This window comes from Acidovorax sp. SUPP1855, from assembly GCF_030158955.1.
GTDB lineage: Bacteria > Pseudomonadota > Gammaproteobacteria > Burkholderiales > Burkholderiaceae_C > Paracidovorax.
In genome coordinates, this window is the sequence record NZ_BQXI01000025.1 from 1 (window position 1) to 25,516 (window position 25,516).

21 protein-coding genes are annotated in these 25,516 nt (G+C 70.5%); 7 read left to right on the top strand and 14 right to left on the bottom strand.

The features are described from left to right. Nucleotides 1-310 precede the first annotated feature (310 nt). The 4 genes from AVMA1855_RS19140 (at nt 311) to AVMA1855_RS19155 (ending at nt 4,436) form a co-directional block, all read left to right on the top strand. Entirely contained in the window at nt 311-475 is a 165-nt protein-coding gene (locus tag AVMA1855_RS19140; protein WP_349817122.1) for a hypothetical protein, read from the top strand. A gap of 160 nt (nt 476-635) precedes the next feature. Then, nucleotides 636-1,856 (top strand): GGDEF domain-containing protein, encoded by a 1,221-nt coding sequence (locus tag AVMA1855_RS19145; RefSeq protein ID WP_284426902.1) that lies wholly within the window; start codon nt 636-638, stop codon nt 1,854-1,856. A 79-nt stretch (nt 1,857-1,935) separates the two neighbouring features. Further along, complete coding sequence (locus AVMA1855_RS19150; protein ID WP_284426903.1) at nt 1,936-3,444, top strand: M20 family metallopeptidase; 1,509 nt, start codon at nt 1,936-1,938, stop codon at nt 3,442-3,444. Nucleotides 3,445-3,539: 95 nt separating this feature from the next. Continuing rightward, nucleotides 3,540-4,436 carry an alpha/beta hydrolase gene (locus tag AVMA1855_RS19155; protein WP_284426954.1) on the top strand — a complete coding sequence of 299 codons (897 nt, stop codon included), beginning with the start codon at nt 3,540-3,542 and terminating at the stop codon, nt 4,434-4,436. Between the two features lie 59 nt (nt 4,437-4,495). Here AVMA1855_RS19155 and AVMA1855_RS19160 read toward each other — a convergent pair whose 3' ends face one another. The 8 genes from AVMA1855_RS19160 to AVMA1855_RS19195 all read right to left on the bottom strand — a co-directional run bounded on the left by AVMA1855_RS19160 (nt 4,496) and on the right by AVMA1855_RS19195 (nt 14,054). Then, entirely contained in the window at nt 4,496-5,275 is a 780-nt protein-coding gene (locus AVMA1855_RS19160) for an SOS response-associated peptidase (protein WP_284426904.1), read from the bottom strand. Next, nucleotides 5,272-6,471 (bottom strand): GGDEF domain-containing protein, encoded by a 1,200-nt coding sequence (locus AVMA1855_RS19165; RefSeq protein WP_349817123.1) that lies wholly within the window; start codon nt 6,469-6,471, stop codon nt 5,272-5,274. Before AVMA1855_RS19165 ends, AVMA1855_RS19160 begins: the two co-directional genes overlap by 4 nt. A 189-nt stretch (nt 6,472-6,660) precedes the next feature. After that, a complete protein-coding gene (locus AVMA1855_RS19170; protein WP_284426905.1) occupies nt 6,661-7,104 on the bottom strand; it encodes a GNAT family N-acetyltransferase in 444 nt (147 codons plus the stop codon). 14 nt (nt 7,105-7,118) lie between these two features. Then, nucleotides 7,119-9,953 carry an ATP-binding protein gene (locus tag AVMA1855_RS19175; RefSeq protein WP_284426906.1) on the bottom strand — a complete coding sequence of 945 codons (2,835 nt, stop codon included), beginning with the start codon at nt 9,951-9,953 and terminating at the stop codon, nt 7,119-7,121. Between the two features lie 23 nt (nt 9,954-9,976). Next, nucleotides 9,977-10,672, bottom strand: coding sequence for a hypothetical protein (locus tag AVMA1855_RS19180; protein WP_284407109.1), 696 nt, complete (start codon nt 10,670-10,672; stop codon nt 9,977-9,979). A gap of 8 nt (nt 10,673-10,680) precedes the next feature. Next, complete coding sequence (locus tag AVMA1855_RS19185; RefSeq protein ID WP_284426907.1) at nt 10,681-12,093, bottom strand: hypothetical protein; 1,413 nt, start codon at nt 12,091-12,093, stop codon at nt 10,681-10,683. 24 nt (nt 12,094-12,117) lie between these two features. Continuing rightward, on the bottom strand, nt 12,118-12,852 hold the full coding sequence (locus tag AVMA1855_RS19190; RefSeq protein WP_284426908.1) for a 16S rRNA (uracil(1498)-N(3))-methyltransferase: 735 nt from the start codon (nt 12,850-12,852) through the stop codon (nt 12,118-12,120). Nucleotides 12,853-12,911: 59 nt separating this feature from the next. Beyond that, nucleotides 12,912-14,054 (bottom strand): aminoglycoside phosphotransferase family protein, encoded by a 1,143-nt coding sequence (locus AVMA1855_RS19195; RefSeq protein ID WP_284426909.1) that lies wholly within the window; start codon nt 14,052-14,054, stop codon nt 12,912-12,914. 82 nt (nt 14,055-14,136) lie between these two features. Between AVMA1855_RS19195 and AVMA1855_RS19200 the strand changes: the two genes are divergently transcribed. Genes AVMA1855_RS19200 through rsmA form a run of 3 tightly spaced genes read left to right on the top strand, consistent with a single transcriptional unit; the run spans nt 14,137 to nt 18,851 of the window. Next, the gene (locus AVMA1855_RS19200; RefSeq protein ID WP_284426910.1) at nt 14,137-16,605 is read left to right on the top strand and encodes an LPS-assembly protein LptD; all 2,469 of its coding nucleotides are present in this window, start codon (nt 14,137-14,139) and stop codon (nt 16,603-16,605) included. 19 nt (nt 16,606-16,624) lie between these two features. Next, complete coding sequence (locus tag AVMA1855_RS19205; protein WP_284426911.1) at nt 16,625-18,046, top strand: peptidylprolyl isomerase; 1,422 nt, start codon at nt 16,625-16,627, stop codon at nt 18,044-18,046. A gap of 37 nt (nt 18,047-18,083) precedes the next feature. After that, a complete protein-coding gene (gene rsmA / locus AVMA1855_RS19210; protein WP_284426912.1) occupies nt 18,084-18,851 on the top strand; it encodes a 16S rRNA (adenine(1518)-N(6)/adenine(1519)-N(6))-dimethyltransferase RsmA in 768 nt (255 codons plus the stop codon). A gap of 112 nt (nt 18,852-18,963) precedes the next feature. Here rsmA and AVMA1855_RS19215 read toward each other — a convergent pair whose 3' ends face one another. The 6 genes from AVMA1855_RS19215 to AVMA1855_RS19240 form a co-directional block, all read right to left on the bottom strand. Continuing rightward, nucleotides 18,964-19,176 (bottom strand): hypothetical protein, encoded by a 213-nt coding sequence (locus AVMA1855_RS19215; protein ID WP_217640151.1) that lies wholly within the window; start codon nt 19,174-19,176, stop codon nt 18,964-18,966. Continuing rightward, on the bottom strand, nt 19,155-19,580 hold the full coding sequence (locus AVMA1855_RS19220) for a barstar family protein (RefSeq protein WP_092742419.1): 426 nt from the start codon (nt 19,578-19,580) through the stop codon (nt 19,155-19,157). Before AVMA1855_RS19220 ends, AVMA1855_RS19215 begins: the two co-directional genes overlap by 22 nt. A gap of 137 nt (nt 19,581-19,717) precedes the next feature. Continuing rightward, nucleotides 19,718-20,122: a guanyl-specific ribonuclease gene (locus AVMA1855_RS19225; protein WP_272566361.1), complete on the bottom strand. Its 405-nt coding sequence runs from the start codon at nt 20,120-20,122 to the stop codon at nt 19,718-19,720. 156 nt (nt 20,123-20,278) lie between these two features. Further along, nucleotides 20,279-22,591, bottom strand: coding sequence for an NADP-dependent malic enzyme (locus tag AVMA1855_RS19230; RefSeq protein ID WP_284407116.1), 2,313 nt, complete (start codon nt 22,589-22,591; stop codon nt 20,279-20,281). 188 nt (nt 22,592-22,779) lie between these two features. Beyond that, nucleotides 22,780-24,249 (bottom strand): M81 family metallopeptidase, encoded by a 1,470-nt coding sequence (locus tag AVMA1855_RS19235; RefSeq protein WP_284426913.1) that lies wholly within the window; start codon nt 24,247-24,249, stop codon nt 22,780-22,782. After that, entirely contained in the window at nt 24,246-25,499 is a 1,254-nt protein-coding gene (locus AVMA1855_RS19240) for a Zn-dependent hydrolase (protein ID WP_284426956.1), read from the bottom strand. The genes AVMA1855_RS19235 and AVMA1855_RS19240 overlap by 4 nt, the downstream gene beginning before the upstream one ends. Nucleotides 25,500-25,516 lie beyond the last annotated feature (17 nt).

A 25,516-nucleotide genomic window follows, 5' to 3' on the forward strand; every position in this document is an offset into this window, starting at 1 on the left:
CGGGCCTGCAAGGCCCCTCATGCACCCAGGCGCAGACCGCTGCTGGGCCTCATCACGCTCAAACGGCTGCTGGCGCCCACTCATTCCTGTTCGGATTCGTCAAACATGGGGTTGTGAGAGGCTCCCGACGGTGTGGGCGACCGGCTGGTGTCGTCCCGCCTGCAGGGAACCTCTCAAAACCCCTGTCTCAGCCACTTGGCGCGCTTACAAATCACGAGTTACGGCGTTCAAGCCTTGCAAATTCGGAAGTTTTGAGAGGTTCCCGAACGGCATCGTCACGGTCAACACGGCCGTCAATCAGCTCGACCAGGTGACGCAGCAGAACGCCGCGCTGGTGGAGGAATCGGCCGCGGCGGCGCAAAGCCTGCGCGACCAGGCCTCGCAGCTGGCGGATGCCGTGCAGGTGTTCCGCCTGACCACGGCGCAGGCCACGCCGCTCGCTCGGCCCGCGCGCCCCGCCCTCGCCGCGGGCTGAGCGGAACGCGCCCCCGCGCCAAGCGGCGCGCCAACGGCGGCGCCGCTGGCACTGCGCTGCCGCGCCCAGCCATTCCACCCGGGCCAACCGGCCGGCCGGTGCGGTGGTATATGCTGCGGCCCCCGAGCTGCCCTGGCCGGCACGCCCCACCGCACCCGACATGCCCACTTTTGCCATCGATCTGCCCACGCTGCTGGCGATGACCGTCATCGGTTCCGTCGTCATGGCCGCCTGCCTGGTGCTGGTCGGCCACGAGCGCCGCCGCGATGGCCTGGGCCTGTGGGCCGCCGCCCTGGTGCTGCAGTCGCTGGCTTACGTGCTGCTGGCCCTGCGCGGCCGCGTGCCGGACATGCTCTCCATCGTGGTCGCCAACGGCCTGCTGTCCAGCGTGTTCGCCTGCCTGCTGGCGGCCGTGTGCCAGTTCCACCGCCGCCCGCTGCCCTGGGGGCGGCTGATCGGGCCGGTCGTGCTCACGCTGGCGCTCTTCCTCGCGTTCCTGCAGGACTACGAAATGCGCCTGGTGCTGGCGGGCGTGGTCTTTCCCGCGCAGTTGGCCCTGGTGCTGTGGACGCTGTGGCGCTTTCCGTCGCCCGGGCGCGGCGCAGGCCTGGTGGCGCTGGGCATCGTGCTGCAGATGTCGGTGCTGGTGGTGCGCGCCGTGGCCGCGGCCACGGGCGCCATGCCGCTGAACGGGCTGCTGCAGGGCGGCTGGCTGCAGCACGCCACGTTCCTGTCCACCTTCATCGCCGTGCAGGCCTCGTCATTCGGCTTCATCTTCATGGCGCGCGACCGCGCCGACGACACCAACCGCCGCATGGCCGCGCGCGACCCGCTCACGGGCGTGGCCAACCGCCGCGCGGCCATCGCCGCCCTGGACCGCGACATCGCCCGGGCCATCCGCACGCGCGAGCCGCTGTCGCTCATGATGGTGGACATCGACCACTTCAAGCGCATCAACGACGGGCTGGGCCACCTCGTGGGCGACCAGGTGCTGTGCCGCGTGGTCGATGCCATGGGCGAGCGCCTGCGGGCGCAGGACATGATCGGGCGCTACGGCGGCGAGGAGTTCCTCGTGGTGCTGCCCGACACGCCGCTGCACGGCGCGCGGCAGCTGGCGATCCAGCTGTGCCGGGCGATCGAGCAGACGCGCTTCGACCTGAGCGGGCACACCGTGCCGGTCACCCTGAGCATCGGCGTGTTCGGCGGACGCATCGAGGAGGGCGACAGCTGGGACATGCTGATCGCCGCCGCCGACCGCGCCATGTACGAGGCCAAGCGCAGCGGACGCAACCGCGTTGCCGTCGCGGGCGATCTGCGCGGGGTGGTGCCCGCCTCCGCACTGCACGACAATCCGGAAACCCTTCCTCCACCGGAGCGGTGAACTGCAACGCACCGGCGCGCCCGCCGGATGCCGCGGCCGGTGGCAGGATCTTTTCCTGGACCGCCCCCGAGGAACCGCCATGAACGCCCGCACCGCCCCCGACCTCCTGCAACCCGCCGAAGCCCTGGCCCACGTCAGCCGCCAATGGGACGGCGACATCCTGCGCCAGCTCACCGAATACATCGAGATCCCCGCCAAGTCGCCCGGCTTCGCCCCCGACTGGGAGCAGCTCGGATACCTGGACCGCGTGCTGCGCAATGCCGCGAACTGGGTCGAAGCGCAGAAGGTGGCAGGCCTCACGCTCGAGATCGTGCACCTGCCCGGCCGCACGCCGGTGCTGTTCTTCGAGGTGGCCGCCACGCAGCCCCAGTCGAGCCAGACCGTGCTGATGTACGGCCACCTGGACAAGCAGCCCGAGTTCGAGGGCTGGCGCAAGGACCTGGGGCCCTGGACGCCCAAGTACGAGGACGGCAAGCTCTACGGCCGCGGCGGCGCCGACGACGGCTACGCGGTGTATGCCAGCATCGCCGCCGTGCAGGAGCTCAAGCGCCAGAACGTGCCGCACCCGCGCATCGTCGGCCTGATCGAGACCTGCGAGGAAAGCGGCTCGGGTGACCTGCTGCCCTACATCGACCTGCTGCGCACGCGCTTAGGAAGCGTGGCCCTGGTGATCTGCCTCGATAGCGGCGCCGGCAACTACGACCAGCTGTGGCTCACCACCAGCCTGCGCGGCATGGCCAGCGGCACGCTCAAGGTGGAGATCCTCACCGAGGGCATCCACTCGGGCGATTCGTCGGGCCTCGTGCCCTCGTCGTTCCGCATCATGCGGCAGGTGCTGGACCGGCTCGAGGACAGTGCCACCGGCCGCCTGCTGCCCGCCAGCTTCCACTGCGAGGTGCCCACCGACCGCCTGGCGCAGGCCCGCGCCACCGCCGGCATCCTGGGCGAAGAGGTGTACAAGCGCTTTCCCTGGGCGCACTACGACTGCGGCGGCTCCACCACCTTCGCGCTGCCCACCACCACCGACCCGGTGCAGGCCCTGCTCAAGCGCACCTGGGAGCCCACGCTCAGCGTGACCGGCGCCGAGGGTTTTCCGGCCCTGAAGGACGCGGGCAACGTGCTGCGCCCCTACACCGCCTTCAAGCTCAGCCTGCGCCTGCCCCCGCTGGTGGACGCCGCGCAGTGCGTGCAGGAGATGAAGGCGCTGCTGGAGGACAACGCTCCCTACCAGGCCAAGGTCACCTTCGAGGGCGGCGGCGCGGCCAGCGGCTGGAACGCGCCCGACACCGCGCCGTGGTTCGAGGGCGCGCTCAACGCCGCCAGCCAGGCCCACTTCGGCGCGCCGTGCGGCTACATCGGCCAGGGCGGCACCATTCCGCTCATGAACATGTTGAGCCAGGGCTTTCCGAAGGCGCAGATGATGGTCTGCGGCGTGCTGGGCCCCAAGAGCAACGCGCACGGCCCCAACGAGTTCCTGCACGTGCCCTACGCCAAGAAGCTCACCGCCGCCGTGGCGCAGGTCATCGCCAGCCTGCCGCCCGCCGGCGCGCAGGACGGCACGGCGGCCGCGCCGGCCGCGGCCGCCTGAAGCCGCTGCGCACTGCCACCGTGGCCGCGCCCACCCCTTTTCCCGGGCGCGCCACCATGGCGCGCCTTTTTTCCGACAAGCCCGCTCCCTTTCGCATGGTCGATCCCGACGCCCCCTCCACCCTCAGCCCCTTCACCGCCGCCGATGGCGAGAACCTCGCCCTGCAGGACTGGCCGCTGCCCCATGCCGACGCGCGCGCCACCGTGCTGCTGGTGCACGGCCTGGGCGAGCACGTGGGCCGGTACAACCGGCTCGCCCGTCGGCTGAACGCCTGGGGTTTTGCCGTGCGCGGCTACGACCAGTACGGCCATGGCGAATCGGGCGGGCTGCGCGGCGCCCTCACGCCGCCGAACCGGCTGATGGTGGACCTGGCCGACATCGTCGATGCGACGCGGGCTCGGATGCCGCCCGGCCAGCCGCTGGTGCTGCTGGGGCACAGCCTGGGTGGGCTGGTGGCGGCGGACTTCGTGGCGCAGGCGCTGCGCCCCGTGGATGCGCTGGTGCTTTCCTCCCCCGCGCTGGACCCGGGCCTGAGCTGGACGCAGAAGTTCCTGGTGGCCACCCTGCCCCGCGTGCTGCCGAACCTGCGCCTGGCCACCGGGATCGACCCCACGCACCTGTCCCACGACCCTGCCGTCGTCGCGGCCTACCGCGCCGACCCGCGCTGCCACGACCGCGTCGGCGCCGGACTCGCGCGCTTCATCGCCTACACCGGCCCGGCCGTCGTGGCCCGCGCCGCGCAGTGGAGCGTGCCCACGCTGCTGATGTGGGCGGGCGCCGACCGGCTGGTCAACCCCGCCGGCAGCCGGGCCTTCGCCCGGGCCGCTCCGCCGGGCGTGGTGCATGCGCAGGAGTTCGCCCTGGCGTACCACGAGCTGTTCAAGGAAAGCCCCGAGCACGCCGCGCCGGTGTTCGCGGCCTTGCAGCAATGGCTGGACGCCCGCTGCCCCCGCACCAGCGGCCTGGAGCAAAATCGGGCGCCAGCACAATAACCACTAGGGCATATTGCTATATTTTTAATAGCAACTTGCAGGCATCGTGCTGGGCCGGGTCACAGGAAAGCGGGAGGCCCCTTGTCAGCCTTGCTTTCCACCGGGTTGGCCAGCAGCCAGTTGGCCGGGTACTGGCGCATGAACTCCCGCGCCTTCTCCGGCCGGGCCGACAGCCAGGCACCGTAGGCGCCCTCGTTGAGCAGGGCCGGCATGCGCTTTTCGCTGCCGGGCGGCTGGTAGCGGTGGATCAGCGCATGGCTGTTGGCGTTCACGGTGAGCACGGTGTAGCTGACCAGCTCCTCGCCCTCGGGGCCGGTCCAGCGGGCCCACAGGCCCGCCGCGGCCATCGGCAGGCCATCCACGCGCGCGATGCGCGTGGGCACGGCCTTGCCGCTGCGCCAGTCGTCCTCGAAAAACGCCGCCATGGGCACGATGCAGCGCTGGCCTTTCAGCCACGCCTCGCGGAACGGCGTGGCGGTGGAAACCGTCTCGGAGCGCGCGTTCACCAGCTTGGGGGCGCGCAGCCGCCCGTCGGAGGCCGATTTCACCCAGTGCGGCACCAGCCCCCACTGGGCGTGCACCAGTTCGCGTGCCAGCCGGGGGGCGCCGTCCGCATCGGGAGCGGCATCGGGATCTGCCCCGGCCGCCGATTCGGCATCGCCCGGCGGGGCATCGGTCGGCGCCGGCCCTGGCGTGCCCGGCGGGGGCGCCACGGCGCGGATGAAGAAGCCGGGCTTGCGGGGCTTCACGTAGCGTTCGCCGCGCGTGTCCGGCGGCTCCACGCCGAAGGCCTCGCGGTAGGTTTCGGGCAGGGGCAGGGTCTCGTAGCGCGTGGTCATCCGGGGATCGTACCTGCGGCCCCGGCCGCCCCCGCCCCTTCCTCGCACGGGGCCGCCCAGACCGCCCGGTCGCGCCCCTGCGCCTTGGCCGCATAGAGCGCGCGGTCCGCCCGCTCCAGCGTCTGCTCGATCGACTCGCCCACCACGTGCTGCGCCAGGCCGATGGAGACGGTCAGGTGGATCGCCTCCGAGCCCGGGTGCGTGAGCCGCAGCGCCGAGACGGTGCGGCGCACCCGCTCCAGCAGCGCGCTGGCATCGGCCGGCTGGGTGTTGCACAGCATCAGCACGAACTCCTCGCCGCCCCAGCGCGAGAGCACGTCGGAGTCGCGCACGCTGGCTTTCACCGAGCGGGCGAAGGCCTGCAGCGCGCGGTCGCCCGCCGCATGGCCATGGGTGTCGTTGATGGCCTTGAAATGGTCCAGGTCCAGCTGCACCAGCACCAGCGAATGCCCGCTGCGCGCGGTGCGGCGCTGCTCCAGCCGCATCAGCTCGATCATGTGGCGGCGGTCGAGCAGCCCGGTCAGCTCGTCGTGCGTGGCCAGCTCGCGGATGTGCTCCAGCGCCTCGGCCAGATCGTGCTTTTGCTGGCGCAGCTGCTGGCGCGTGGCCTGCACCCGCGTGGTGAGGAAGGTGCTGCCCAGCAGCACCACGAAAATCATGATCCCGTAGGCGGCGGCCATCGCGGGGCCCTGGTGCAGGTCCTCGCGCAGTTCCAGCAGCACGCCCCCGGCCCCGAACGCCGCCAGCGAATAGAACAGCACCCCCACCATCTGCCGCGTGGACAGCCCGAAGATCCCGAACATCAGGATCACCGCCAGGATCGGCAGCGTGATGCCCCGCGCCGGCCCCGCGATCACGAAGGCCGCGGCGTTGCAGGCCACGGCATAGAGCATCTGGAACAGCGTGAGCGAAGGGTCGCGAAAGCGCCGCGACACCCCGCTGCGGATCAGCGCGAACACCCCGATCAGGCCCGAGACGCAAAACACCGTCCACGTGTTGACCCATTGCACTTCCGCGATGCCCGCCCGGGCCACGATGTGCATCGCCGCCACGCAGCACAGCATGAGCAGCCCCGCCAACCCCGCCATGGCCGAGCGCACGCGCAGGCGCCGCTCGGTGCCCAGCAGCCCATCGAGCACGCGGGAGGGGGTACGGAACAGGGCGCGGTCGCGCCATCTCGCAAGCCGTGGCGGCAAGGGATCTCCTCGGAGTGGGTCGCAGGCCAGGCCGGCCATCGGGCGGCCCACGACGCCGCCGGGTGGGCCAGCACCGATGGTGCCTGCGGAATTCTAGGAGTCCTGTCGCCTGCGCGGCCACCCGGCATGGGAGGGTTTATACCCATCCCTCTTGCTCCGCGTTGCAACGCGGGCCCTGCCCTGTCGCTGTCAGGGAGCGGCCGCGAGCCGTTTCTTCATCGACGGTGCCGGGTGGAGCGCGTAGCCCCCGCGCTCGTAGAACGCGATGGCCTCGGGCCGTGCGTCCAGGAACACCACGACCATGGCGCGCGCCTGCGCATCGGCTTCGGCATAGGCCATCAGCGCCCGGCCTGCGCCGCTGCCCCGCACGGCGGCATCCACCACGAGGTCATCGACATGCAGGTAGGCACCGCGCGCCAGGGTCTGCACGGGCCGCATTCCCATGACCCCGACCAAGGCGCCGCCCTGGTAGGCGCCCACGAGTTCATAGCCGGCGCACGACTGCTGGCGCACGCGCCGCAGGAACTCGGCCTCGTCCAGCGCGCGCAGTTGCGCCATCACCGGATGGGCGTCCTTCCACTGCGCAGGCAAAAGCCTCCGGATTTGCAGGGCATCGGCGGGGTCTTGGGCCATGGCAATGGCATCTTTCATGCGGGCACCGGCTCCAGCACCGGCACGCCGCGCCGCTTGGCCACCGCGATGGGCGGGGCCCAGCGCGAGCCCTGGGGCTTCTTGCTGGTCACCAGGGTGATCTCGGCGGGTTCGAAGACTTCCAGGTTGTGGGTGATGGGCGTGGTCAGCACGTACTGCGCCTGGGTGGAGCGCAGGAAGTGGCCGACCAGCTGGATGTTGCGCACGTCCAGGTGGGCGAAGGGCTCGTCGATGAACACGAAGCCGCCCGAGCCGCTTTCCTCGTCCTTGAGCAGGCCCACGAGCAGGATGAGCGACTTGATGACCTGCTGGCCGCCCGAGGCCTCGCCGTCGTTCATGCCGATGCTGCCCTTGCCGTCGAACGCGAAGTGCACCTTCAGGCCCGCCTGCGCGAGCACGGTGTCGTCGTTCTCCAGCAGCGGCAGGTCGGCCGCCACCTCCACGCCGGCGAGGGCGCCCAGCTCCTGGATGTTCTTGCGGTAGCGGCGCACGGTGCTGCGCAGCACCTCGATGTAGCTCTCGCGCGCGTTGTGCACGGCGGTGCCGGCCTGGGCATTCTTGGCTTGGTGGTCCGACAGGCTCAGGGTCTGCTCGCGCACGGTGGTCTCCATGCGGCGGTGGCGCTCCTCCACCGTGGCGTCCTGCTCCCAGGTGTTGTGCTCCAGCTCCTGCTCCACGGACTGCAGCCGCAGGCGGGCCTGGGTGTCGTTGACGTATTCGTCCACCAGCGCCTGGCGCGTGGCCGGGGCGATCCAGCGCGGCGGAAAGCCGTGGCGCTGGCGCTGGCTGTGCCCCGCCGCGGCCACGTGGTTGCGCCGGCGGGCGGTCCATTCGTGCGCGGCGCGGTCGCTGTCGCTGCGGGCGCGCTGCAGCTGCTGCTCCAGCCGCTGGTGCTCGTCGGCGAAGGCGCGGTGGCGGTCGTGGGCGCGGGTGGCCTCGGTGTCCAGGCGCTGCCAGCGCTGGGCGGCGGCGATGCGTGCCTGCCTGGCCGCGGGCAGCACCTCGCGCGCCTGGGCGAACTCGTCGCTGCGGCGCGCCAGCTCTTCGGCGGCGCTGTGGCCTTCGAGCGCGCGGCGGGTGTCGGTGATCTGCCGCTTGAGCGCCAGCACGCGGTCCAGCACGGGCGCGAGCTGCGCATCGATCTGGGCCGCGTCGCGCTCGGCGGCGGCGCGGCGGGCATGCACGGCCGCGGCGCCGAATTGGTGCTCGCGCGGCTCCACCCACATGGAGCGAGCGCCGCGCCCGTCGTGCATGTAGGCCTGCGGCGTGATCCAGGTGCCGCCCAGGCGCTTGCCCTCGCGCGGATCGGCCACGCAGCGCAGCTGCTGCATCTGCTGTACCAGCCAGCGCGGCACGGGCGCGGTGAAGCGCACGTGGGACAGCAGCGTGCCCGGATCGCCCTTCAGGGCCTTCTCGCCCGGGCCGACGAGGTAGTGGCGGTAGCGCTCGCGCTCGCCGATCTCGTAGGCCTCGGCCAAGTCGCTGTCCTTGTCGAGCAGCACCACCCAGCGGTGGCCGCGCAGCACGCCTTCGATGGCGGCGCGCCATTGCTCGTCGGCCACCTCGACCACCTCGGCCACGAACCGGTGGCCGATGCCCTGGGCCACCAGGCGCTTGCGGAACTGCTGCACCTCGTGCGGCAGCGGCGGCAGGTGCTGGCCTTCCAGGGCCTGGAGGGCCTGCTGCGCGAGCTTGCGCCGCTGCTGCAGGGCCGATCGCTCGTCCTGCGCCTCGGCCTCTTCGGCCTGCAGCCGGGCCAGGTGGGACTGCAGCTCGTCAGCGTTGCTACCCTTGTCCACCAGCGCCAGCAGCTCCTGTTCGCGCTTGGCGAGTTGCTCCAGCGGCGATTCGTGGCGCGTGGCGTCGTCCAGCGCGGTGCGGGCCTCGTCGCGCTCGGCCAGCAGCCGGGTGGCGTCGGACTGGGCGCGGGCGCTTTCCTCGATCAGGGTGAGCAGGCGCTTGTTCTGCACGGCCTGGTCGGCCAGGGCGCTGCGGTGCTGGGTCTTTTGGCGGCGCAGCTCGCGCGCCTGCTTGGCCAGGGCCTCGCGCTCGCCGTGCCAGGCCAGCACGGGCAGCACCTCGGTGGCCAGGCGCTCGCGCTCGGCCACCTTGAACTGCCAGCTCTGGTAGCTGGCCACGCGGTTCTGCAGCTCGGCCAGTTGCGCGCGGCCGTGGTCGAGCTCGCGCTCGGCCTGGGCCATCTCGCGCACGAGCTGCTGCTGGTGCTCGCGCGCCTGGTCGTAGGCATCGAGCACCTGCTGGTCGCCGAACACGTCGAACACCAGGCGCAGCAGCTCGCGCGGGCTGAATTCGCACAGGCGGTCGGTCTGGCCCTGCTCCAGCGAGAGCACGCGGGCGATGGCGGGCGACAGGCCCGCCGCGCCCAGCACGCGGCCCCAGGCCTCCACGCCCATGAACCCGAGGTCTTTCTCGGGCGTGTCGCGCAGTTGTTCGATGCCCACGTCGCCGTCGAGCAGGCAGTAGCGGCGCTGCCAGTCGCCGCCGTTGCGGTCGATGCGGCAGGCCAGCGTGACCTGGTCGCCGTACAGCAGGCGCCGCGCGAACGGGCGGCTGGAGGTCTGGCGGCCCTGGGGCCGGTTGTCCACCACGGCGCGCAGCCAGGCGGTCTGCGCGCCGGCGTGGCGCGCGTAGGTGCGGTAGTCGCGCGGGGCCGAGCAGCGCAGGCCCAGCAGGGTGCGCATGGCATCGAGCAGCGTGGTCTTGCCCGAGCCGTTGGGCCCGGCGATGGTGATGATGGACGCATCGAGCGGCAGGGCCACGCGCTGGCAGTAGTCCCAGTGGACGAGTTCGAGGGTTTGCAGGTGGAACATGGGGGCGCGGGGTTCGTCGTCGGTCAGGCGGCGGGCGCCGGGGTGGGGTCCGTGGCGGGCGCGGCAGCACCCGGCGTGGCAGCGGCGGCCTCGCTGCGCTCGCGCGCCAGCACGTCGGCCAGGGCGCCGTCGAGGATGCGCGGGGCCATCACGTCGTAATCGAGCAGCACGTCCAGCAGCGGGCCTTCGGCGATCTCGTCCTGGCGGCGCAGGATGAAGCCGTGGCGCTCCAGCAGCTTGAGGTTGGCATCGAGCCGCATCTTCTTGCCCAGCTGGTTGCCGTAGTCCTCCAGCAGGGTCTTGTACGACAGCACGGGGCTCACCAGCCGCGCGGACGGCAGCGGCTTGGCGCCGGGGAACATGTCGTTCTGGCCCTCGTCGGCCTGCTCCACGCGGCTGGTCTGGCGCTCGCGCTTCGGTAAAACGATCAGCGCCCACAGCACCACCAGCAGCGCCTGCGCGTCGCGCGGCAGGTCCAGGTTGTTGTTGGCGTTGACGCCGGCCTCGCCCAGCACGGCGGTCTGCGCGGGCGGCAGCAGGGCCACGCTCACGTGGTCGGCGTAGATGCTGTCCATGAAGCGCAGGCCCACCTGGGCCAGGCGCTGCTCGACCAGGGCGAAGAGTTCGGCATCGACCAGCGCGCGCTTGACGCGCGGGTGGCTGCGCGGCAGCCAGCGGCGCGTGAGGAGTTCGGCAATCAGCAGGGCGGCATCGTCCATGGGGGTCTTCAAAGGGTCTCGGGGCCGGGGTTCGGCGAAGGATCGGGCGCGGTGGCGGCCTTGGCCGGTGCGTCGGCCGGCACGGCGGTGGCGGGCACCATGCGGCCCTGGCTCAGCAGCTCCACCTGGGGATGGTCGATGGCCTCGGTGGCGGCCTCCCACTGCACGCGCCAGGGCAGGCGCGCCAGCGCGCCGGTGGCGCCCGGCAGCACGCCGGCCTGGGGGTCGCCCAGCAGGGGCAGCAGCTGGGCCTTGTAGGCGACCTGGGCGTAACGGGCATCAGCGGGCGTGGCGCCCAGCAGCGCCGCGGCAACGCCGTGCGGCGCTGCCTCGCCGTCCCCTTCGATCGACCAGGCCTGCAGCAGGGCCGACAGGTCGCCCAGCTCGCTCGGCAAGGCCACGGCGGTGAGGTTGCCGGCCGGCGCCGGCTGCGCGCCAGGCAATTCCTCGGCCGGGCCGGCGACGGGGCGGTCGCGTTCGAACTCGGCCTCGGTCACGTCCAGCAGCTCGTGCGGGGCCAGGGCCGACAGGCCCGCGGGCACGCCCAGGGCGCCGTCCAGCAGCGCATGGGGCGAGCGCACGGTCTGCAGCCAGCGCTTGACGTCGGTGCTGGTGATGCCGGTGGTGCCCAGGGTCACGCGCTGGCGGTCCACCTGCTGCAGCGCGCGGTTGAACTGGCTGGCCATGGCCAGCAGCCGCGACTGGGCCTGCCCCAGCCCGCGCGCGGCGCGCTCCAGCGCGATGTGGCCGTGCGCGTGGCCGATGATGGCGGTGATGGCCTCGGAGGCGCGGTCGATCAGCACCGCCGCGCGGTCGTAGCGCTGGCGCGCGGCGCGCAGGCGGAACTCCGACCCGCTGGCGATGGCATCGGCGAATTCGCCGTGCAGCCGGGTGAGCTGCGCCTGCAGCAGCTGCACCTGGCCCGCATCGAGCGCGCCGAGCTGGTTGGCGCCCACCACCTGGCCGAGCAGCGCGGCCAGCTCGCCGCCGTCCTCGTCCCCGCCGCCGTCGCTGGCCAGGGGCGCCAGCAGGCCGGCCACGCGCTGCGCGAGCGGCGGCAGCGCATAGGTGCGGGCGCTGTCGTCCCAGGCCAGCAGGCCCACGTCGCGAAAGCGCTTGAGCACGGTGTCCAGCGCCTCCGGGCGCAGGGCGTGGAAGATCTCGTCGATGCGCTCGCGCGCCAGCGTGGCCTCGCCCTGGCGCGCCAGTTGCAGGAAGGCCCACAGCCGCAGCTGCACCAGTGCCGCCGGGCCGTGGAACAGCCCGCTCAGCGCCTGGGTGACGGCCTGCTCGCGCGCAATGCGCCACAGCAGGGCCGAATCGCCCGCCGCATCGGCATCCCGGAAAAAGTCGAACAGCCCGCCCTCGTTCTCCGCCCCCTGGGGCCACGGCGCCTCGGCCGCCAACACAGTGCTCTCCATGCCGTCCTGTTCAGTGTTCCGTCGTCATTCGAAGGCCAGCTGCGCCAGCGCGGCGACCGAAGCGGTCTCGGCCCGCAGCACGCGCGCCCCCAGGCTGGCCGGCGCGAAGCCGTGGGCCAGCGCCAGGTCTTCCTCCTGCGCGGTCAGCCCGCCCTCGGGGCCATGCAGCACCTGCACGCGGCCGGCGCTGCCGACCGCCTCGCGCAGCGGGCGGGAGCCACCCTGCAGCGACAGCACGAGGCGCGCCAGGCCGCCCTCCGCCGCGTGGGCCTCGGCCGCCTGCGCGCGCAGCCAGTCGGCCAGGGCCAGCGGGGCATGCACCTCGGGCACCCGGTTGCGCCCGCACTGCTCGCAGGCCGCCACGGCGATCGCCTGCCAGTGGGCCTGGCGCTTTTGCGCGCGCTCGCCCGACAGTTTCAGCACGCTGCGCGCGGCGGCCACGGGCTGGATGCTGGCCGCGCCCAGTTCGGCGGCTTTCTCCACGAGCCAGTCCATGCGCTCGTTGGCCGGCATGCCCACCACCAGGTGCACGGCGCGCGCGGCCTCGCGCTCCACGGGGTCGTGCGCGCCGACCTCCACGTCCACATCGGAGCGGCCCATGCGGGTGATGGTGGCGGCGTATTCGCCCCCGCGCCCGTCGAACAGCGTGATCGCGTCGCCGGGCTGCAGGCGCAGCACCTGCACGTGGCGCGCGGCCGAGGGCGGCAGCGCCAGCGCGGCGCCGCCCGCCAGGGGCAAGGGGCAATGGAAACGGGGCATTTGCTACTATTTTTATAGCTACACGCCCTAGTATTGATTGCGGCGGTAGCGGTTTTGACTCAAACTCTTCCGAAAGCGAAGCCGGTGGCTTCCTGCGTGCCTTCGATCTCGTCCACCAGCCGCAGCAGCGGCTTGAGCTCGCGGTAGCGGCTGGCCGTCGAGCGGATGTAGCCGATGAAACGCGGCGTGTCCGCCAGGTACTTGGGCTTGCCGTCGCGCAGCGTGATCCGCGCGAAGATGCCGGCCACCTTCAGGTGCCGCTGCAGGCCCATCCATTCGACCGCGCGGTAGAACTCGCCGAAGTCCGCGCCCCAGCCGCTGGCGCTCGCCGCACCGACCAATCCCGACTTTCGCGCCTTTTCCCAGTAACGCACGGTAATGTCGATGACGAAATCCTCTTCCCAGCTGATGAACGCATCGCGCAGCAGGCTGGCGATGTCGTAGGTGATGGGGCCGTGCACCGCATCCTGAAAATCCAGCACGCCCAGCGGCCCGCCCGCCGGGGGCGCCATGAGGTTGCGCATCATGAAGTCGCGGTGCACGAACACGCTGGGGGCTTCCAGATTGTTGGCGACCAGCACGTCGAAGGTCTTGGCGAGCACGCCCTGCTGCGCCTCGGTGAGCGCCACGCCGCGGTGGCGCGCCAGGTACCAGTCGGGAAAAAGGGCCAGTTCGCGCCGCAGCAGGGCCTCGTCGTAGGGCGGCAGCACGCCGGGGCGCGAGGCCTGCTGCCACTGCAGCAGCACGTCGCTGGCCTGCAGGTACCAGGCGTGCGCCGCCTCGGGCGCCGCGGGGTCGAGCCGCTCGATGACCGTCTGCGCGCCCAGGTCGGACAGCAGCATGAAGCCGTGGGGTTCGTCCCAGGCCAGCACCTCGGGCACGTGCAGGCCCGCGCCGGCCATCAGGCGCTGCACGTGGGCGAAGGGGCGGCAGTCCTCCTTGTCCGGCGGGGCGTCCATCACGATGCGGCTGGTGCCGTCGGCGGCATCGATGCGCAGGTAGCGGCGAAAGCTCGCGTCCGCCGAGGCGGGGCGCACGCTCGCGGGGCGCAGGCCGTGCGTGGCCGCCAGCGACGCCAGCCAGGCCTCGAACGCGGTGCGGCGGGCGGCGTCGGGCCAGGCGACGGCGGGAAAGGCGGGAGCGGCAGCCGCAGCGCCGGCCGGGGCCGGATCGGCCACGATGGGGGAAGGAGGGTGGCTCATGGATAATCCGATTTTACAAACCCGGCCTGCCCGGACCGGGTGGCCTGCGGTGCCTGCTCCGCGCCGCCGACCGGCTGATTCCATGGACATCCCTTCCTTGCCCGATCCGTTCCGACCGACGCCCCCCTTCCTGCCCGCCCGCCGCGGCGCTGCGGCCCGCCGTCCCTCGGCGCCCGCGTTCGAGCGCCGCGCGGTGGCCCGCCTGATCGCCTGGATGCTGTGCGGCGCGCCCCTGGCAGCGCTCGCCCAGTCGGAGGCGGAGCCCGGCGCGCCGGCCGTGCCCGAGGCGGCACCCGCCCTGCGCGCCAGCCCCCTGCTGCAGGAGAAGATCCCCGAAGCCGTGCGCCCGCAGCTGCCGATCTTCGTGAAGGGCGACAGCGTGACCGGCCAGCCGGACATCAACGCCATCGTCGAAGGCAATGCCGAACTGCGCCGCGGCGACACCATCATCCACGCCGACCGGCTGGAATACGTGGTGCCCGACGACCTCGCCAAGGCGCGCGGCCAGGTGCGCATCAACCGCGCGGGCAACGTGTACGAGGGCTCGGAGCTGGAACTGCGGGTCGACGCCTTCTCGGGCTACTTCGATGCCGCCAACTATCGCTTCCTGATGAACGGCGCCCACGGCGAGGCCAGCCGCGTGGACTTCATCGACCGCGACCGCTCGGTGGTGCACAACGCCACCTACACCACCTGCCAGAAGAACGACGAAGCCACCTGGCAGCCCGACTGGGTGCTGCGCGCGCGGTCGATCCGCATCGACAACGAAGAGCAGGTGGGCACGGCCGACGGCGCGGTGCTGGAGTTCAAGGGCCTGCCCGTCCTGCCGATCCCGCACATCACGTTCCCCCTGTCCGACCGCCGCAAGTCGGGGCTGCTGCCCCCCACCGTGGCCATCGACAACGTGAGCGGCGTCGAGTACGCGCAGCCCTACTACTGGAACATCGCGCCCAACCGCGACGCCACCATCACGCCCACCGTCATGTCCAAGCGCGGCGTGAACCTGGGCGGCGAATTCCGCTACCTGGAGCCCACCTACCGGGGCGAGCTGCGCGGCGACTACATGCCGGCCGACAAGCTGCGCGACCGCGACCGCTGGGGCTACGGCCTCAAGCACAGCGGCACGTTCGACACGCCGCTGGGCGGCCTGCACTTCAACATGGACGTGAGCCGGGTCAGCGACGACAACTACTGGCGCGACTTCACGCGCAACGTAACCGGCATGACCCAGCTCACCCAGCGCCTGCTGCCCGGCGACGCCACGCTGTCGTGGGGCAAGGACGACATGTCGCTCAGCCTGCGCACGCTCAAGTGGCAGACGCTGCAGGACGTGAGCGCGCCCATCGTGCCGCCCTACGACCGCATGCCGCAGCTGCGCTGGGGCTACAACCCCACCATGCTGCCCTACGGCCTGGATGCCAGCGTGGAGGCCGACTACACCAGCTTCCATGCGGACCGCTCCCTGACCGGCCAGCCCAACGCCCAGCGCAGCTACGCCATGGCGCAGATCAGCCGGCCGTTCCTCGCGCCGGCCGGCTTCGTGACCCCGCGCGTACAGCTGCACGCCACGCAATACCAGTTCGACAGCCCGCTGGCCAACGGCCAGCGCAACGCGCAGCGCACGCTGCCCACGTTCAGCCTGGACAGCGGCCTGGTGTTTGAGCGCGATGCGCGCTACTTCGGCCGCAACTTCCTGCAGACGCTGGAGCCGCGCGCCTTCTACACCTACACGCCCTACCGCGACCAGAGCCTGCTGCCAGTGTACGACACAGCGGCGAACGACTTCAACTTCGCCACCATCTACACCGAGAACGGCTATGGCGGCAACGACCGCCTGGCCGACAACAACCTGCTCACCCTGGGCGTGACCACGCGGCTGCTGGACCCGGACGACGGCGCCGAGGCGGCCCGCTTCGGCATCGCCCAGCGGGTGCGGTTCTCCGACCAGAAGGTCGTGCTGCCCGGCGAGTCCACCGTCAGCGAACGGCTGTCGGACGTGCTGCTGGGCGCGGGCCTGAACTGGACGAAGCAGTGGGGCTTCGACTCCACGGTGCAGTACAACCCCAAGACGGGCCGCTCCATCCGCTCCACCGTGGGCGCGCGCTACAACCCCAGCGCCTACCGCGTCATCAGCGCCGCCTACCGCCTGCAGCGCGGCACCAGCGAGCAGATCGACGTGGGCTGGCAATGGCCCATCAACGACCTGTGGGGCGACAAGGGCCAGGACCTCGGCCCGGGCCGCGGGCAGGGCCCCGGCCGCTGGTACACCGTGGGCCGCCTGAACTACAGCATGCAGGACCGCAAGCTGGTGGACACCGTGGTGGGCTTCGAATACGACAGCTGCTGCTGGGTCGGCCGCGTGGTGCTCGAGCGCCTGCAAAGCAGCGTGACCACCGCCAACACCCGGCTGCTGTTCCAGATCGAGTTCGTGGGCTTTTCCCGCCTCTCGCTCGGATCCAACCCCCTCACCAGCCTGAAGCAGAACATTCCGCGCTACCAGTACCTGCGCGAGCAGACCAGCACGCCCAGCCGCTTCACCAATTACGACTAACCCGACACCTGCCAACCACATGAACCATCGCGCTTTCACCCTGGGCCTGGTGTGCCTGGCCACCCTGGCCTCCCTCGCACCCGCGGGCGCCTCCGCGCAAGGACTGCGCGCCTCGGGCGCTGCCAGCGGCACCGGCGGTACCGGGCTGTCCTCGCGCGCCCTGCCGCCCGTCACCGTGCCGGACGCCCGCACCGGCGCGGACCGCAGCGGCATCCGCCAGGCCGACTACATCGTGGCCGTGGTCAACACCGCGCCCATCACCAACAACGAGGTGCAGACCCGCGTGGCCCGCGTCGAGCAGCAGCTGGCCGCCCAGGGCGGCGAGCGCCCGTCCCGCGACGTGGTGGCGCGCGAAGTGCTCGAGCGCGTGATCAATGAAAAGATCCAGGTGCAGATGGCCAACGAGAGCGGCATCAAGGTGGACGACATCGCCGTCTCCCAGGCCGAGCAGTCGGTGGCGCGCCAGAACAACGTGAGCCTGGAGGAAATGCACCGCCGCCTCGCGATCGACGGCATCAGCAAGGACCGCTTCCGCGAAGAACTGCGCAACCAGCTGCTGGTGCAGCGCCTGCGCGAGCGCGACGTCGAAGCCCGGGTGCGCGTGAGCGACCTGGACGTGGACCAGTACCTGCGCGAGCAGCAGTCCGCCTCCGATCCGGCCAAGGTCGAACTGAACCTGGGCCACATCCTGGTGCTCGTGCCCGAGAACGCCAGCCCCGAGGTGGTGGAGCAGCGCCGTCTGCGCGCGCAGCAGGCGGCCGACAAGGTGCGCGCCGGCGACGATTTCGGCCAGGTGGCGCGCGAGTTCTCCGATGCGGCCGAGGGCGCCTCCGGCGGCCTGCTGGGCCTGCGCCCCGCCGATCGCTACCCCGAGCTTTTCGTGCGCTCGACCCAGCAGACGCCCGTGGGCGGCATCGTCGGCCCCGTGCGGTCGCCGGCCGGGTTCCACGTGCTGAAAGTGGTGGAAAAGACCAATGCCGCCGCCCCCACCGTGGCGGTGCAAAGCCATGCGCGGCACATCTTGCTGCGTGCCAATCCGCAGCTGACCGAGACCGCGGCGGCCGCACGGCTGGCCGACTACCGCCGGCGCATCCTGGCAGGCCAGGCGGACTTCGCCACGCTCGCGCGCGAGAACTCGCAGGACGGCAGCTCCAAGCAGGGCGGCGACCTCGGATGGGCCAGCCCGGGCCGCTACGTGCCCGAGTTCGAGGAAGCGCTCAATGCGCTCAAGCCCGGCGAGATCAGCGAGCCCATCGTCACGCGGTTCGGCGTGCACCTGATCCAGTTGCTGGAGCGCCGCGAGGCCAAGCTCACCCAGCGCGAACAGCGCGACATGGTGCGCGACGTGGTGCGCGAAAAGAAGCTGGACGAGGCCTACGCCACCTGGGCACAGGAAGCCCGGGCCCGCGCGTATGTGGAATACCGCGATCCGCCGCAATGACGCGCCGCCTGCCCAAGCGCCTTCGCCGCGCAGCGCCATGAAGCACATCCCGCGCAAGCGCTTCGGCCAGCATTTCCTGTCGGACCACGGCATCATCGATGCCATCGTGCGCGCCATCGGCCCCGAGCCGGGCCAGCCCATGGTGGAGATCGGTCCCGGCCTGGCCGCCCTCACGCAGCCGCTGGTCGAGCGCCTGGGGCGCCTTACCGTGATCGAGCTGGACCGCGACCTGGCAGCGCGGCTGCGCCTGCACGGCCAGCTGGACGTGATCGAATCCGACGTGCTGAAGGTGGACTTCGCCCAGGTCGCCCAATCGCTGAGCGTGCCCAAGGTGCGCGTGGTCGGCAACCTGCCGTACAACATCTCCACGCCCATCCTGTTCCATCTGCTGGAGCAGGTGCATGTCATCGAAGACCAGCATTTCATGCTGCAAAAGGAAGTGATCGACCGCATGGTGGCGAGCCCCTCCACGGGCGACTACGGGCGGCTGTCGGTCATGCTGCAGTGGCGCTATGCGATGGAGGATGTGCTGTTCGTGCCGCCGGAGAGCTTCGATCCGCCGCCGCGCGTGGACAGCGCCGTCGTGCGCATGGTGCCCCATGCCTCGCCGGCCCCCGTATCACCCGCCCTGCTGTCCGAACTGGTGCAGGTGGCCTTCAGCCAACGCCGCAAGCTGCTGCGGCACACGCTGGGCCGCTGGTTGCAGGAGCGCGCCTTCCCGGGCACCTTCGATACCCAACGCCGGGCCGAGGAAGTGCCGGTGCACGAGTACGTGGCCCTGGCTCAGTCACTGCACCCTGCCTGAGCGCAGGCGGTGCAATGCGGGGACCGGGCCACCCGGCCCCCTGCACTGAAAAGGGTCAAGCGCGGCAAGCATTGGCCTGAGGGCCTCGCCTGCTGCGCACTACCGCCTGGGATCAGGCGGCGGCAAGCCAATAACCCGCGTTGAACGGGCTGCTCATGCGCAGCGCTAGGGGCGATACGTCGACGAGCTTGTCGGTCGGCATTTTTTCCGCGGAAGGATCGACTGCGATTTCAATGGGCTGCGCTGCGGCGGTCTCGTTAGCCTCGTTCGCCCGTTCTGCCTGGCTGGTGGATGCAGAACGGGCTACAGAAAAGAATAGAAACACCGGAACGGTATCTTTCGATCGCTCCAGTAGTCCGCCGCTTCCCGGAAGATGTCGAGCAACTGCTCGCGTGCTTCCTTGTCGAACTTCACCGTGGTCGGGATCTGCTCCAGCACCACGATGAAGCCCGGTTGCGGGCCCGATTTATGCAATGGGTCCGTCATGCAGTCGTACAGCGCGTCGAAATTCTTTCCGAAGTGCGCCGGGAACATGAACTGGCCTGCGATCAGGTCCAGCACGTCCTGTTTGGTTTGTGCGTGTGCAAGGTTGGCGTACAGGAAGTGTTGGCCGAGCGCCTTGGCCGACTCTTGCAGGTCTTGCACGCGAAAAGCGCGAATAGACTGCACGATGTTGGGGCGCACGCCACGCAATGGGTTTTCCTGATCGTTACGAAGTGGCATTTCCATCTCCGCTGCTCTTTCTTTATGTAGTCACCAATGAGGAATATCCGGAAGTTCGGTCCAGCGGCCCGCCACCAAGGCGGGGGGCCGACAGGCGGGCAACCGATCGCGGCAATGCCGGCGAGCGCTTTTGGCGTCCAGCGTCATTCAACAATTTTTCGAAAGCTCGCGTAGTGGTCGCCGGTGTAGTAGCAGGCATCGGGAACGCGGGGCGCTCCTCCGCACACGATGCGCCGGGCACCACGGTTCTTCGCACCCGGCGTTCTGACGGTGTATTCGCGGTAATAGCCCCGTTTTTCCGGGGGCAGCAACCGTTCGCGATTGCCGAACACCGAACCATCCTTGTCGTAAGGAAATGGTCCACCTTCGCGGATGAGCCCGTAAGTCGCCCGCCCTTGCGGGGGCAACTCGGCCAGTGCGATGGTGGTCACTCCGTCGGAAGACGGGGGTTTTCGGGCCTGTCCCGTGGTCGGGACCAGAACGAACGCGGCACCCAGTACGCACGCAAGACCTGTCTTGTACGCCTGGATGGCGATAGCCTTCAGCATCAACTACACCTTTCAGAAACTACGGGTTTACCCGAAATTTCGAGCCGTTAGTTTGACTTAATCGCCCCCAAAAAGCAAGCGCCTGCCCAATAAATGGGCAGGCGCTTTCAAGGCCAAACGCGTCTAAAAGTTAGCGCTTGCTACGTCATCACCGCTCTACCGGGAGGCATTTGCATCAGCCACCGTGAGTGCCGTCATGTTGACGATGCGGCGCACGGTGGCGCTGGCTGTCAGGATGTGCACCGGTTCCGCCGCGCCCAGCAGCACAGGGCCGATGGCGATGCCGCCGCCGGCCGCCGTCTTGAGCAGGTTGTAGGAAATGTTGGCCGCATCAATGTTGGGCAGGACCAGCAGGTTGGCGCTGCCGGCGAGCGTGCTGTGGGGCATGACCATGGCGCGCTGGGCCGCATCCAGGGCGACATCGCCGTGCATCTCGCCATCCACTTCGAGCCACGGCGCCTGGATGCGCAGCAGGTCAAGGGTCTGGCGCATCTTGACGGCGCTCGGCTGGTTGCTGCTGCCGAAGTTGGAGTGCGACAGCAGCGCGGCCTTGGGCTTGATGCCGAAGCGCATCATCTCTTCGGCCGCCATGACGGTGATCTCGGCCAATTGCTCGGCCGTCGGGTCGTAGTTGACGTGCGTGTCCACCAGGAACACTTGCCGGTCGGGCAGCAGCAGGCCGTTCATGCAGGCGTAGGTGTTCACGCCGGCGCGCTTGCCGATCACCTGGTCGATGTAGTTCAGGTGCAGCGCCGTGTGGCCCCAGGTGCCAACGATGAGGCCATCGACCTCGCCCTTGTGCAACAGCATGGAGCCGATCAGCGCCAGGCGGCGGCGCATCTCGATCTTGGCGATGGGCACGGTGATGCCCTTGCGCTCGGTCATGCGGTGGTAGGTCTGCCAGAAGTCGCGGTAGCGGTGGTCGTTCTCGACGTTGACCACGTCGTAGTCCACGCCTTCCTTCAGGCGCAGGCCGAACTTCTCGATGCGCTGCGCGATGATGGACGGGCGCCCGATGAGCGTGGGCCGTGCGATCTTCTCGTCCACCACGATCTGCGCGGCGCGCAGCACGCGTTCTTCCTCGCCCTCGGCATAGGCCACGCGCTTCTTGGCGGCCGTCTTGGCGGCGGTGAAGATGGGCTTCATCGTGGTGCCGGAGGCATACACGAAGGTCTGCAGATGGTCGCGGTACGCGTCCATGTCGGTGATCGGGCGCAGGGCCACGCCGCTGTCGGCGGCGGCCTGGGCCACGGCCGGGGCGATCTTCATCATCAGCCGCGGGTCGAACGGCTTGGGGATCAGGTATTCGGGGCCGAAGGCCAGCGGCTCGCCCACGTACGCGGCGGCCACCACCTCGCTCTGCTCGGCCTGGGCCAGCTCGGCGATGGCGTGCACGGCGGCGATTTCCATCTCCAGCGTGATCGTCGTCGCGCCGCAGTCCAGCGCGCCGCGGAAGATGTAAGGAAAGCACAGGACGTTGTTGACCTGGTTCGGGTAGTCCGTGCGGCCGGTCGCCATCACGACGTCGCCGCGCACGGCGTGGGCGTCTTCGGGCGTGATCTCGGGATTGGGGTTGGCCAGCGCGAAGATGACCGGGCGCGCGGCCATCTTGGCCACCATGGCGGGCTTGAGCACGCCGCCAGCGGAGAGGCCCAGGAACACGTCGGCGCCCTCAATGACTTCGGACAGGCTGCGGGCTTCGGTCTTCTGGGCGAACAGGATCTTGTCCTCGTCCATCAGCTCGGTGCGGCCCTCGTAGACCACGCCGGCCAGGTCGGTGACGAACACGTTCTCGCGCTTCAGGCCCACCTTTAGCAACAGGTTCAGGCAGGCGAGTGCTGCGGCACCCGCGCCCGAGGTGACGAGGCGCACGGAACCGATGTCCTTGTTCACCACCTTCAGGGCGTTGAGCATGGCGGCGGCCACCGTGATGGCGGTGCCGTGCTGGTCGTCGTGGAAGACGGGGATGTTCAGCCGCTTGCGCAACTCGCGCTCCACGTAGAAGCACTCGGGCGCCTTGATGTCTTCCAGGTTGATGGCGCCGAAGGTCGGCTCCAGCGCGGCGATGACCTCGACGAGCTTGACCGGGTCCTTCTCGTTGATCTCGATGTCGAACACGTCCACGCCGGCGAACTTCTTGAACAGAACGCCCTTGCCTTCCATGACGGGCTTGGAAGCCAGCGCGCCGATGTCGCCCAGTCCGAGAACCGCCGTGCCGTTGGTGACCACACCCACCAGATTGCCGCGGCTCGTGTACCTGAAGGCGGCGTTGGGGTCCTTGACGATCTCCTCGCAGGGGGCTGCGACGCCGGGCGAGTAGGCCAGGGCCAGGTCGTGCTGGTTGACCATCTGCTTGGTGGCGGCGATCGCGATCTTGCCGGGCTTGGGAAACTCGTGGTACTCGAGGGCGGCACGCCGCAGCAAAGCACGTTTGTCGGGCGTCGGGTTCACCGGTGGGGTCTCGGACATCAAGGTCTCCAGCTCTGGAAGAGTGCCAGGCCGCGCCGCCAGGGCGCTTCGGGGCGGTTGTAGGTTCTTAGGGTGTGCGATTGTAGTCAGCCCGCCATCCAGACCCTGGTACGCAATTGTGCTTAATCCGGGTGAAACACCCGTGACCTGCGGCGCCCCGCCGCCCGTCCCAACACGCAACGCGCCGCTCAGGCCGGATCGAGCGGGAACACCGGCCGGCGCACGTTCCTGAACGGGAACAGCGCGTAGTTGGAGCTCGTCACCCCCGTGGGGCTGTCGCACTCGACCAGCGCGTGCGACAGCGGCACGAACACCGGGCGGCAGTACATGCGCGACTTGAGCAGCACGAAGCGGTGGGCCGTGGGGTCCAGGCCCACGCAGGAGAAAACGCCCAGGTCCCACGGCTCGTGCGTGCGCTCGGTCACCACGATGCGCGCCGCGCCGGTATCGAACAGCACCGTGCGCCCCATGGCGCAGCGCTGGCCGGTGTAGATGGGGCCGGTCACGGTGTATTCGCCATCGCTGATGGCCACCACCGTGCCCTCGACTGCCACGGGCGCCTTGGCCACGCCGAGCTGCGTGAGCGGCACCTTGTTGCCCAGCCGCACGGCGACGCGCGCGCCGACGCCGGCCGCCACCAGCTCGGCGACCGCCTCGGGATCGCACAGCGGGCCCACGGCGATGTCCTCCAGGCCGTTGGCGAGCGCCGCCTGCAGCACGTCCATGGCATCGCAGGTGCCGCCGGACATGCAGTTGTCGCTGTGGTCCAGCAACAGTACCGGGCGGTCCGCGCCCACGGCCAGGGCCTGCGCGCGCTGCAGGGACTGGTCTAGCGGCTCGCTGTCGTAGACGAACTCGGCGCGCTCGCTCCAGATGGCGGCGGCGATGCGGTCGGCGGCCGCCTGGGCCGGTTCGGGATCGTCGGCCGGGGCCGTGACCACCACGCTCATGCACGGCGCCTCGATGTCGGCGAGCGAAAAGCCGGCGAACACCGTCACCGCCGGAATGCCGCCCGCCTCGGCCGCGCGGGCCGCGTCCACCGCGCGCAGCATGGCGCCCTGCAGCGTGGTGCTGCGCAGCGTGTGGCCCATCATGGGCAGCGGGTGCCAGCGCACGGTGTAGCGCGCCTGGCCGTGCAGCATGGCCAGCAGCAGGCGCCCGGCGTGTTCGCCGGTTTCGTACATGTCGATGTGCGGGTAGGTCTTGAAGCCCACCATCACGTCGGCGTTGGCGACCATCTTGGGCGTGATGTTGCCATGCAGGTCCAGCGCCACGCCGACGGGCACGCCCGGTGCAGCGGCCCGCACGCGCTCCAGCAGGTCGCCTTCACCGTCGGGGCTGTTCTCAGCCACCATGGCGCCGTGCAGGTCCAGCAGGATGGCATCGCAGCCCGGGGCGGCGTCCACGATGCGGCGGGTCAGTTCGTCGTAGGCCGCGGCATGCACCGGCCCGCTGGGGTTGGCCATGGCCGACACGGGCGTGACCAGCGTGGCGCCCAGCCCCTTGGCCAGGTCGATGAACGCTGCCATGGCCGTGCGCATGCCCTCGTTCTCCTGCAGCGCCTGCGCGCCATAGGCAGGCGAAAAGGCCTCCAGCGGCGTGGGCACGGGCGAGAAGGTGTTGGTCTCGTGGTTGAGCCGCGCGATCAGGATCTTCATGCCGCCACCCCCGCGCTGCGCAGCATGGCCTGCAGCAGCACGTTGCAGCCGGCCTCCAGGTGCTCGGGCTTGGCATCTTCGATCTCGTTGTGGCTGATGCCGTCCGCGCACGGCACGAAGACCATGGCGGTGGGCGCCAGGCGCGCCAGGTACACGGCGTCGTGCCCGGCGCCGCTCACCACGTCCATGGCGGTGTAGCCCAGGGCCTGGGCATCGGCGCGCACGCCTTCGACCAGTGCCGGGTCGAAGGGCTGCGGCGGAAAGTACACGGCCTGCTCCACGGCCACCGGCGTGCGGTGGGCCGCGCCGATGCGCTCGCAGGCGGCGCGCAGGGCCGCATCCATCTGCAGCAGCACCGCGTCGTCGGCGGCACGCAGGTCCACGGTCATGCGCACGCTGCCGGGGATGACGTTGCGCGAGCTGGGGAAGACGTCCAGCACGCCCACCGTGCCGCGCGCGTGCGGGGCGTTGTCGAGCGCGATGCGATTGACTTCGGCCACCAGGCGGCTCGCCGCCAGCAGCGCGTCGCGGCGCAACTCCATCGGCGTGGGACCGGCGTGGGCCTCCATGCCCTGCACGGTCACGTCGTACCAGCGCTGGCCCAGCGCGCCCTGCACCACGCCGATCACGCAGTCGTTGGCCTCCAGCACCGGCCCCTGCTCGATGTGCGCCTCGAAATACGCGCCCACCGCGGGCGTGGGGCCCGCCGTGCCGGCATACCCGATGGCGGCCAGCGCCTCGGCCACGCTGGTGCCCTGCGCATCGCGCTGGGCCAGTGCATGTTCGAGCGTGAAGGCCCCGGCGAAAACGCCCGAGCCCATCATCACGGGCACGAAGCGCGAGCCTTCCTCATTGGTCCACACCGCCACCTCGATCGGCGCCTCGGTGGCGATGCCGGCGTCGTTGAGGCTGCGCACCACTTCCAGGCCGGCCAGCACGCCGTAGTTGCCATCGAACTTGCCCCCCGTGGGCTGCGTGTCGATGTGGCTGCCGGTCATCACCGGGGGCAGGGCATCGTTGCGGCCCGCGCGGCGCGCGAAGAGGTTGCCGATGGCGTCGATGCGCACGCTGCAGCCGGCCTCGCGCGCCCAGCGCACGAAAAGGTCGCGGCCTTCGCCGTCCAGCGCCGTGAGCGCCAGCCGGCACACGCCGCCCTTGGGCGTGGCGCCGATGCGCGCCAGGTCCATCAGCGATTGCCACAGGCGCGCGCCGTTCACGCGGGGCTGCAGGGCAGGGGGGAGGGTCTTCATGTCCACGGTGGTGATCC

What these genes read in the sequence shown, in the direction of transcription:
- AVMA1855_RS19145 (WP_284426902.1), top strand. Translation starts at nt 636, where the DNA reads ATGCCCACTTTTGCCATCGATCTGCCCACGCTGCTGGCGATGACCGTC.
- AVMA1855_RS19150 (WP_284426903.1), top strand. Translation starts at nt 1,936, where the DNA reads ATGAACGCCCGCACCGCCCCCGACCTCCTGCAACCCGCCGAAGCCCTG.
- AVMA1855_RS19155 (WP_284426954.1), top strand. Translation starts at nt 3,540, where the DNA reads ATGGTCGATCCCGACGCCCCCTCCACCCTCAGCCCCTTCACCGCCGCC.
- AVMA1855_RS19160 (WP_284426904.1), bottom strand. Translation starts at nt 5,275, where the DNA reads ATGACCACGCGCTACGAGACCCTGCCCCTGCCCGAAACCTACCGCGAG.
- AVMA1855_RS19170 (WP_284426905.1), bottom strand. Translation starts at nt 7,104, where the DNA reads ATGGCCCAAGACCCCGCCGATGCCCTGCAAATCCGGAGGCTTTTGCCT.
- AVMA1855_RS19175 (WP_284426906.1), bottom strand. Translation starts at nt 9,953, where the DNA reads ATGTTCCACCTGCAAACCCTCGAACTCGTCCACTGGGACTACTGCCAG.
- AVMA1855_RS19180 (WP_284407109.1), bottom strand. Translation starts at nt 10,672, where the DNA reads ATGGACGATGCCGCCCTGCTGATTGCCGAACTCCTCACGCGCCGCTGG.
- AVMA1855_RS19185 (WP_284426907.1), bottom strand. Translation starts at nt 12,093, where the DNA reads ATGGAGAGCACTGTGTTGGCGGCCGAGGCGCCGTGGCCCCAGGGGGCG.
- AVMA1855_RS19190 (WP_284426908.1), bottom strand. Translation starts at nt 12,852, where the DNA reads ATGCCCCGTTTCCATTGCCCCTTGCCCCTGGCGGGCGGCGCCGCGCTG.
- AVMA1855_RS19195 (WP_284426909.1), bottom strand. Translation starts at nt 14,054, where the DNA reads ATGAGCCACCCTCCTTCCCCCATCGTGGCCGATCCGGCCCCGGCCGGC.
- AVMA1855_RS19200 (WP_284426910.1), top strand. Translation starts at nt 14,137, where the DNA reads ATGGACATCCCTTCCTTGCCCGATCCGTTCCGACCGACGCCCCCCTTC.
- AVMA1855_RS19205 (WP_284426911.1), top strand. Translation starts at nt 16,625, where the DNA reads ATGAACCATCGCGCTTTCACCCTGGGCCTGGTGTGCCTGGCCACCCTG.
- rsmA (WP_284426912.1), top strand. Translation starts at nt 18,084, where the DNA reads ATGAAGCACATCCCGCGCAAGCGCTTCGGCCAGCATTTCCTGTCGGAC.
- AVMA1855_RS19220 (WP_092742419.1), bottom strand. Translation starts at nt 19,580, where the DNA reads ATGGAAATGCCACTTCGTAACGATCAGGAAAACCCATTGCGTGGCGTG.
- AVMA1855_RS19225 (WP_272566361.1), bottom strand. Translation starts at nt 20,122, where the DNA reads ATGCTGAAGGCTATCGCCATCCAGGCGTACAAGACAGGTCTTGCGTGC.
- AVMA1855_RS19230 (WP_284407116.1), bottom strand. Translation starts at nt 22,591, where the DNA reads ATGTCCGAGACCCCACCGGTGAACCCGACGCCCGACAAACGTGCTTTG.
- AVMA1855_RS19235 (WP_284426913.1), bottom strand. Translation starts at nt 24,249, where the DNA reads ATGAAGATCCTGATCGCGCGGCTCAACCACGAGACCAACACCTTCTCG.
- AVMA1855_RS19240 (WP_284426956.1), bottom strand. Translation starts at nt 25,499, where the DNA reads ATGAAGACCCTCCCCCCTGCCCTGCAGCCCCGCGTGAACGGCGCGCGC.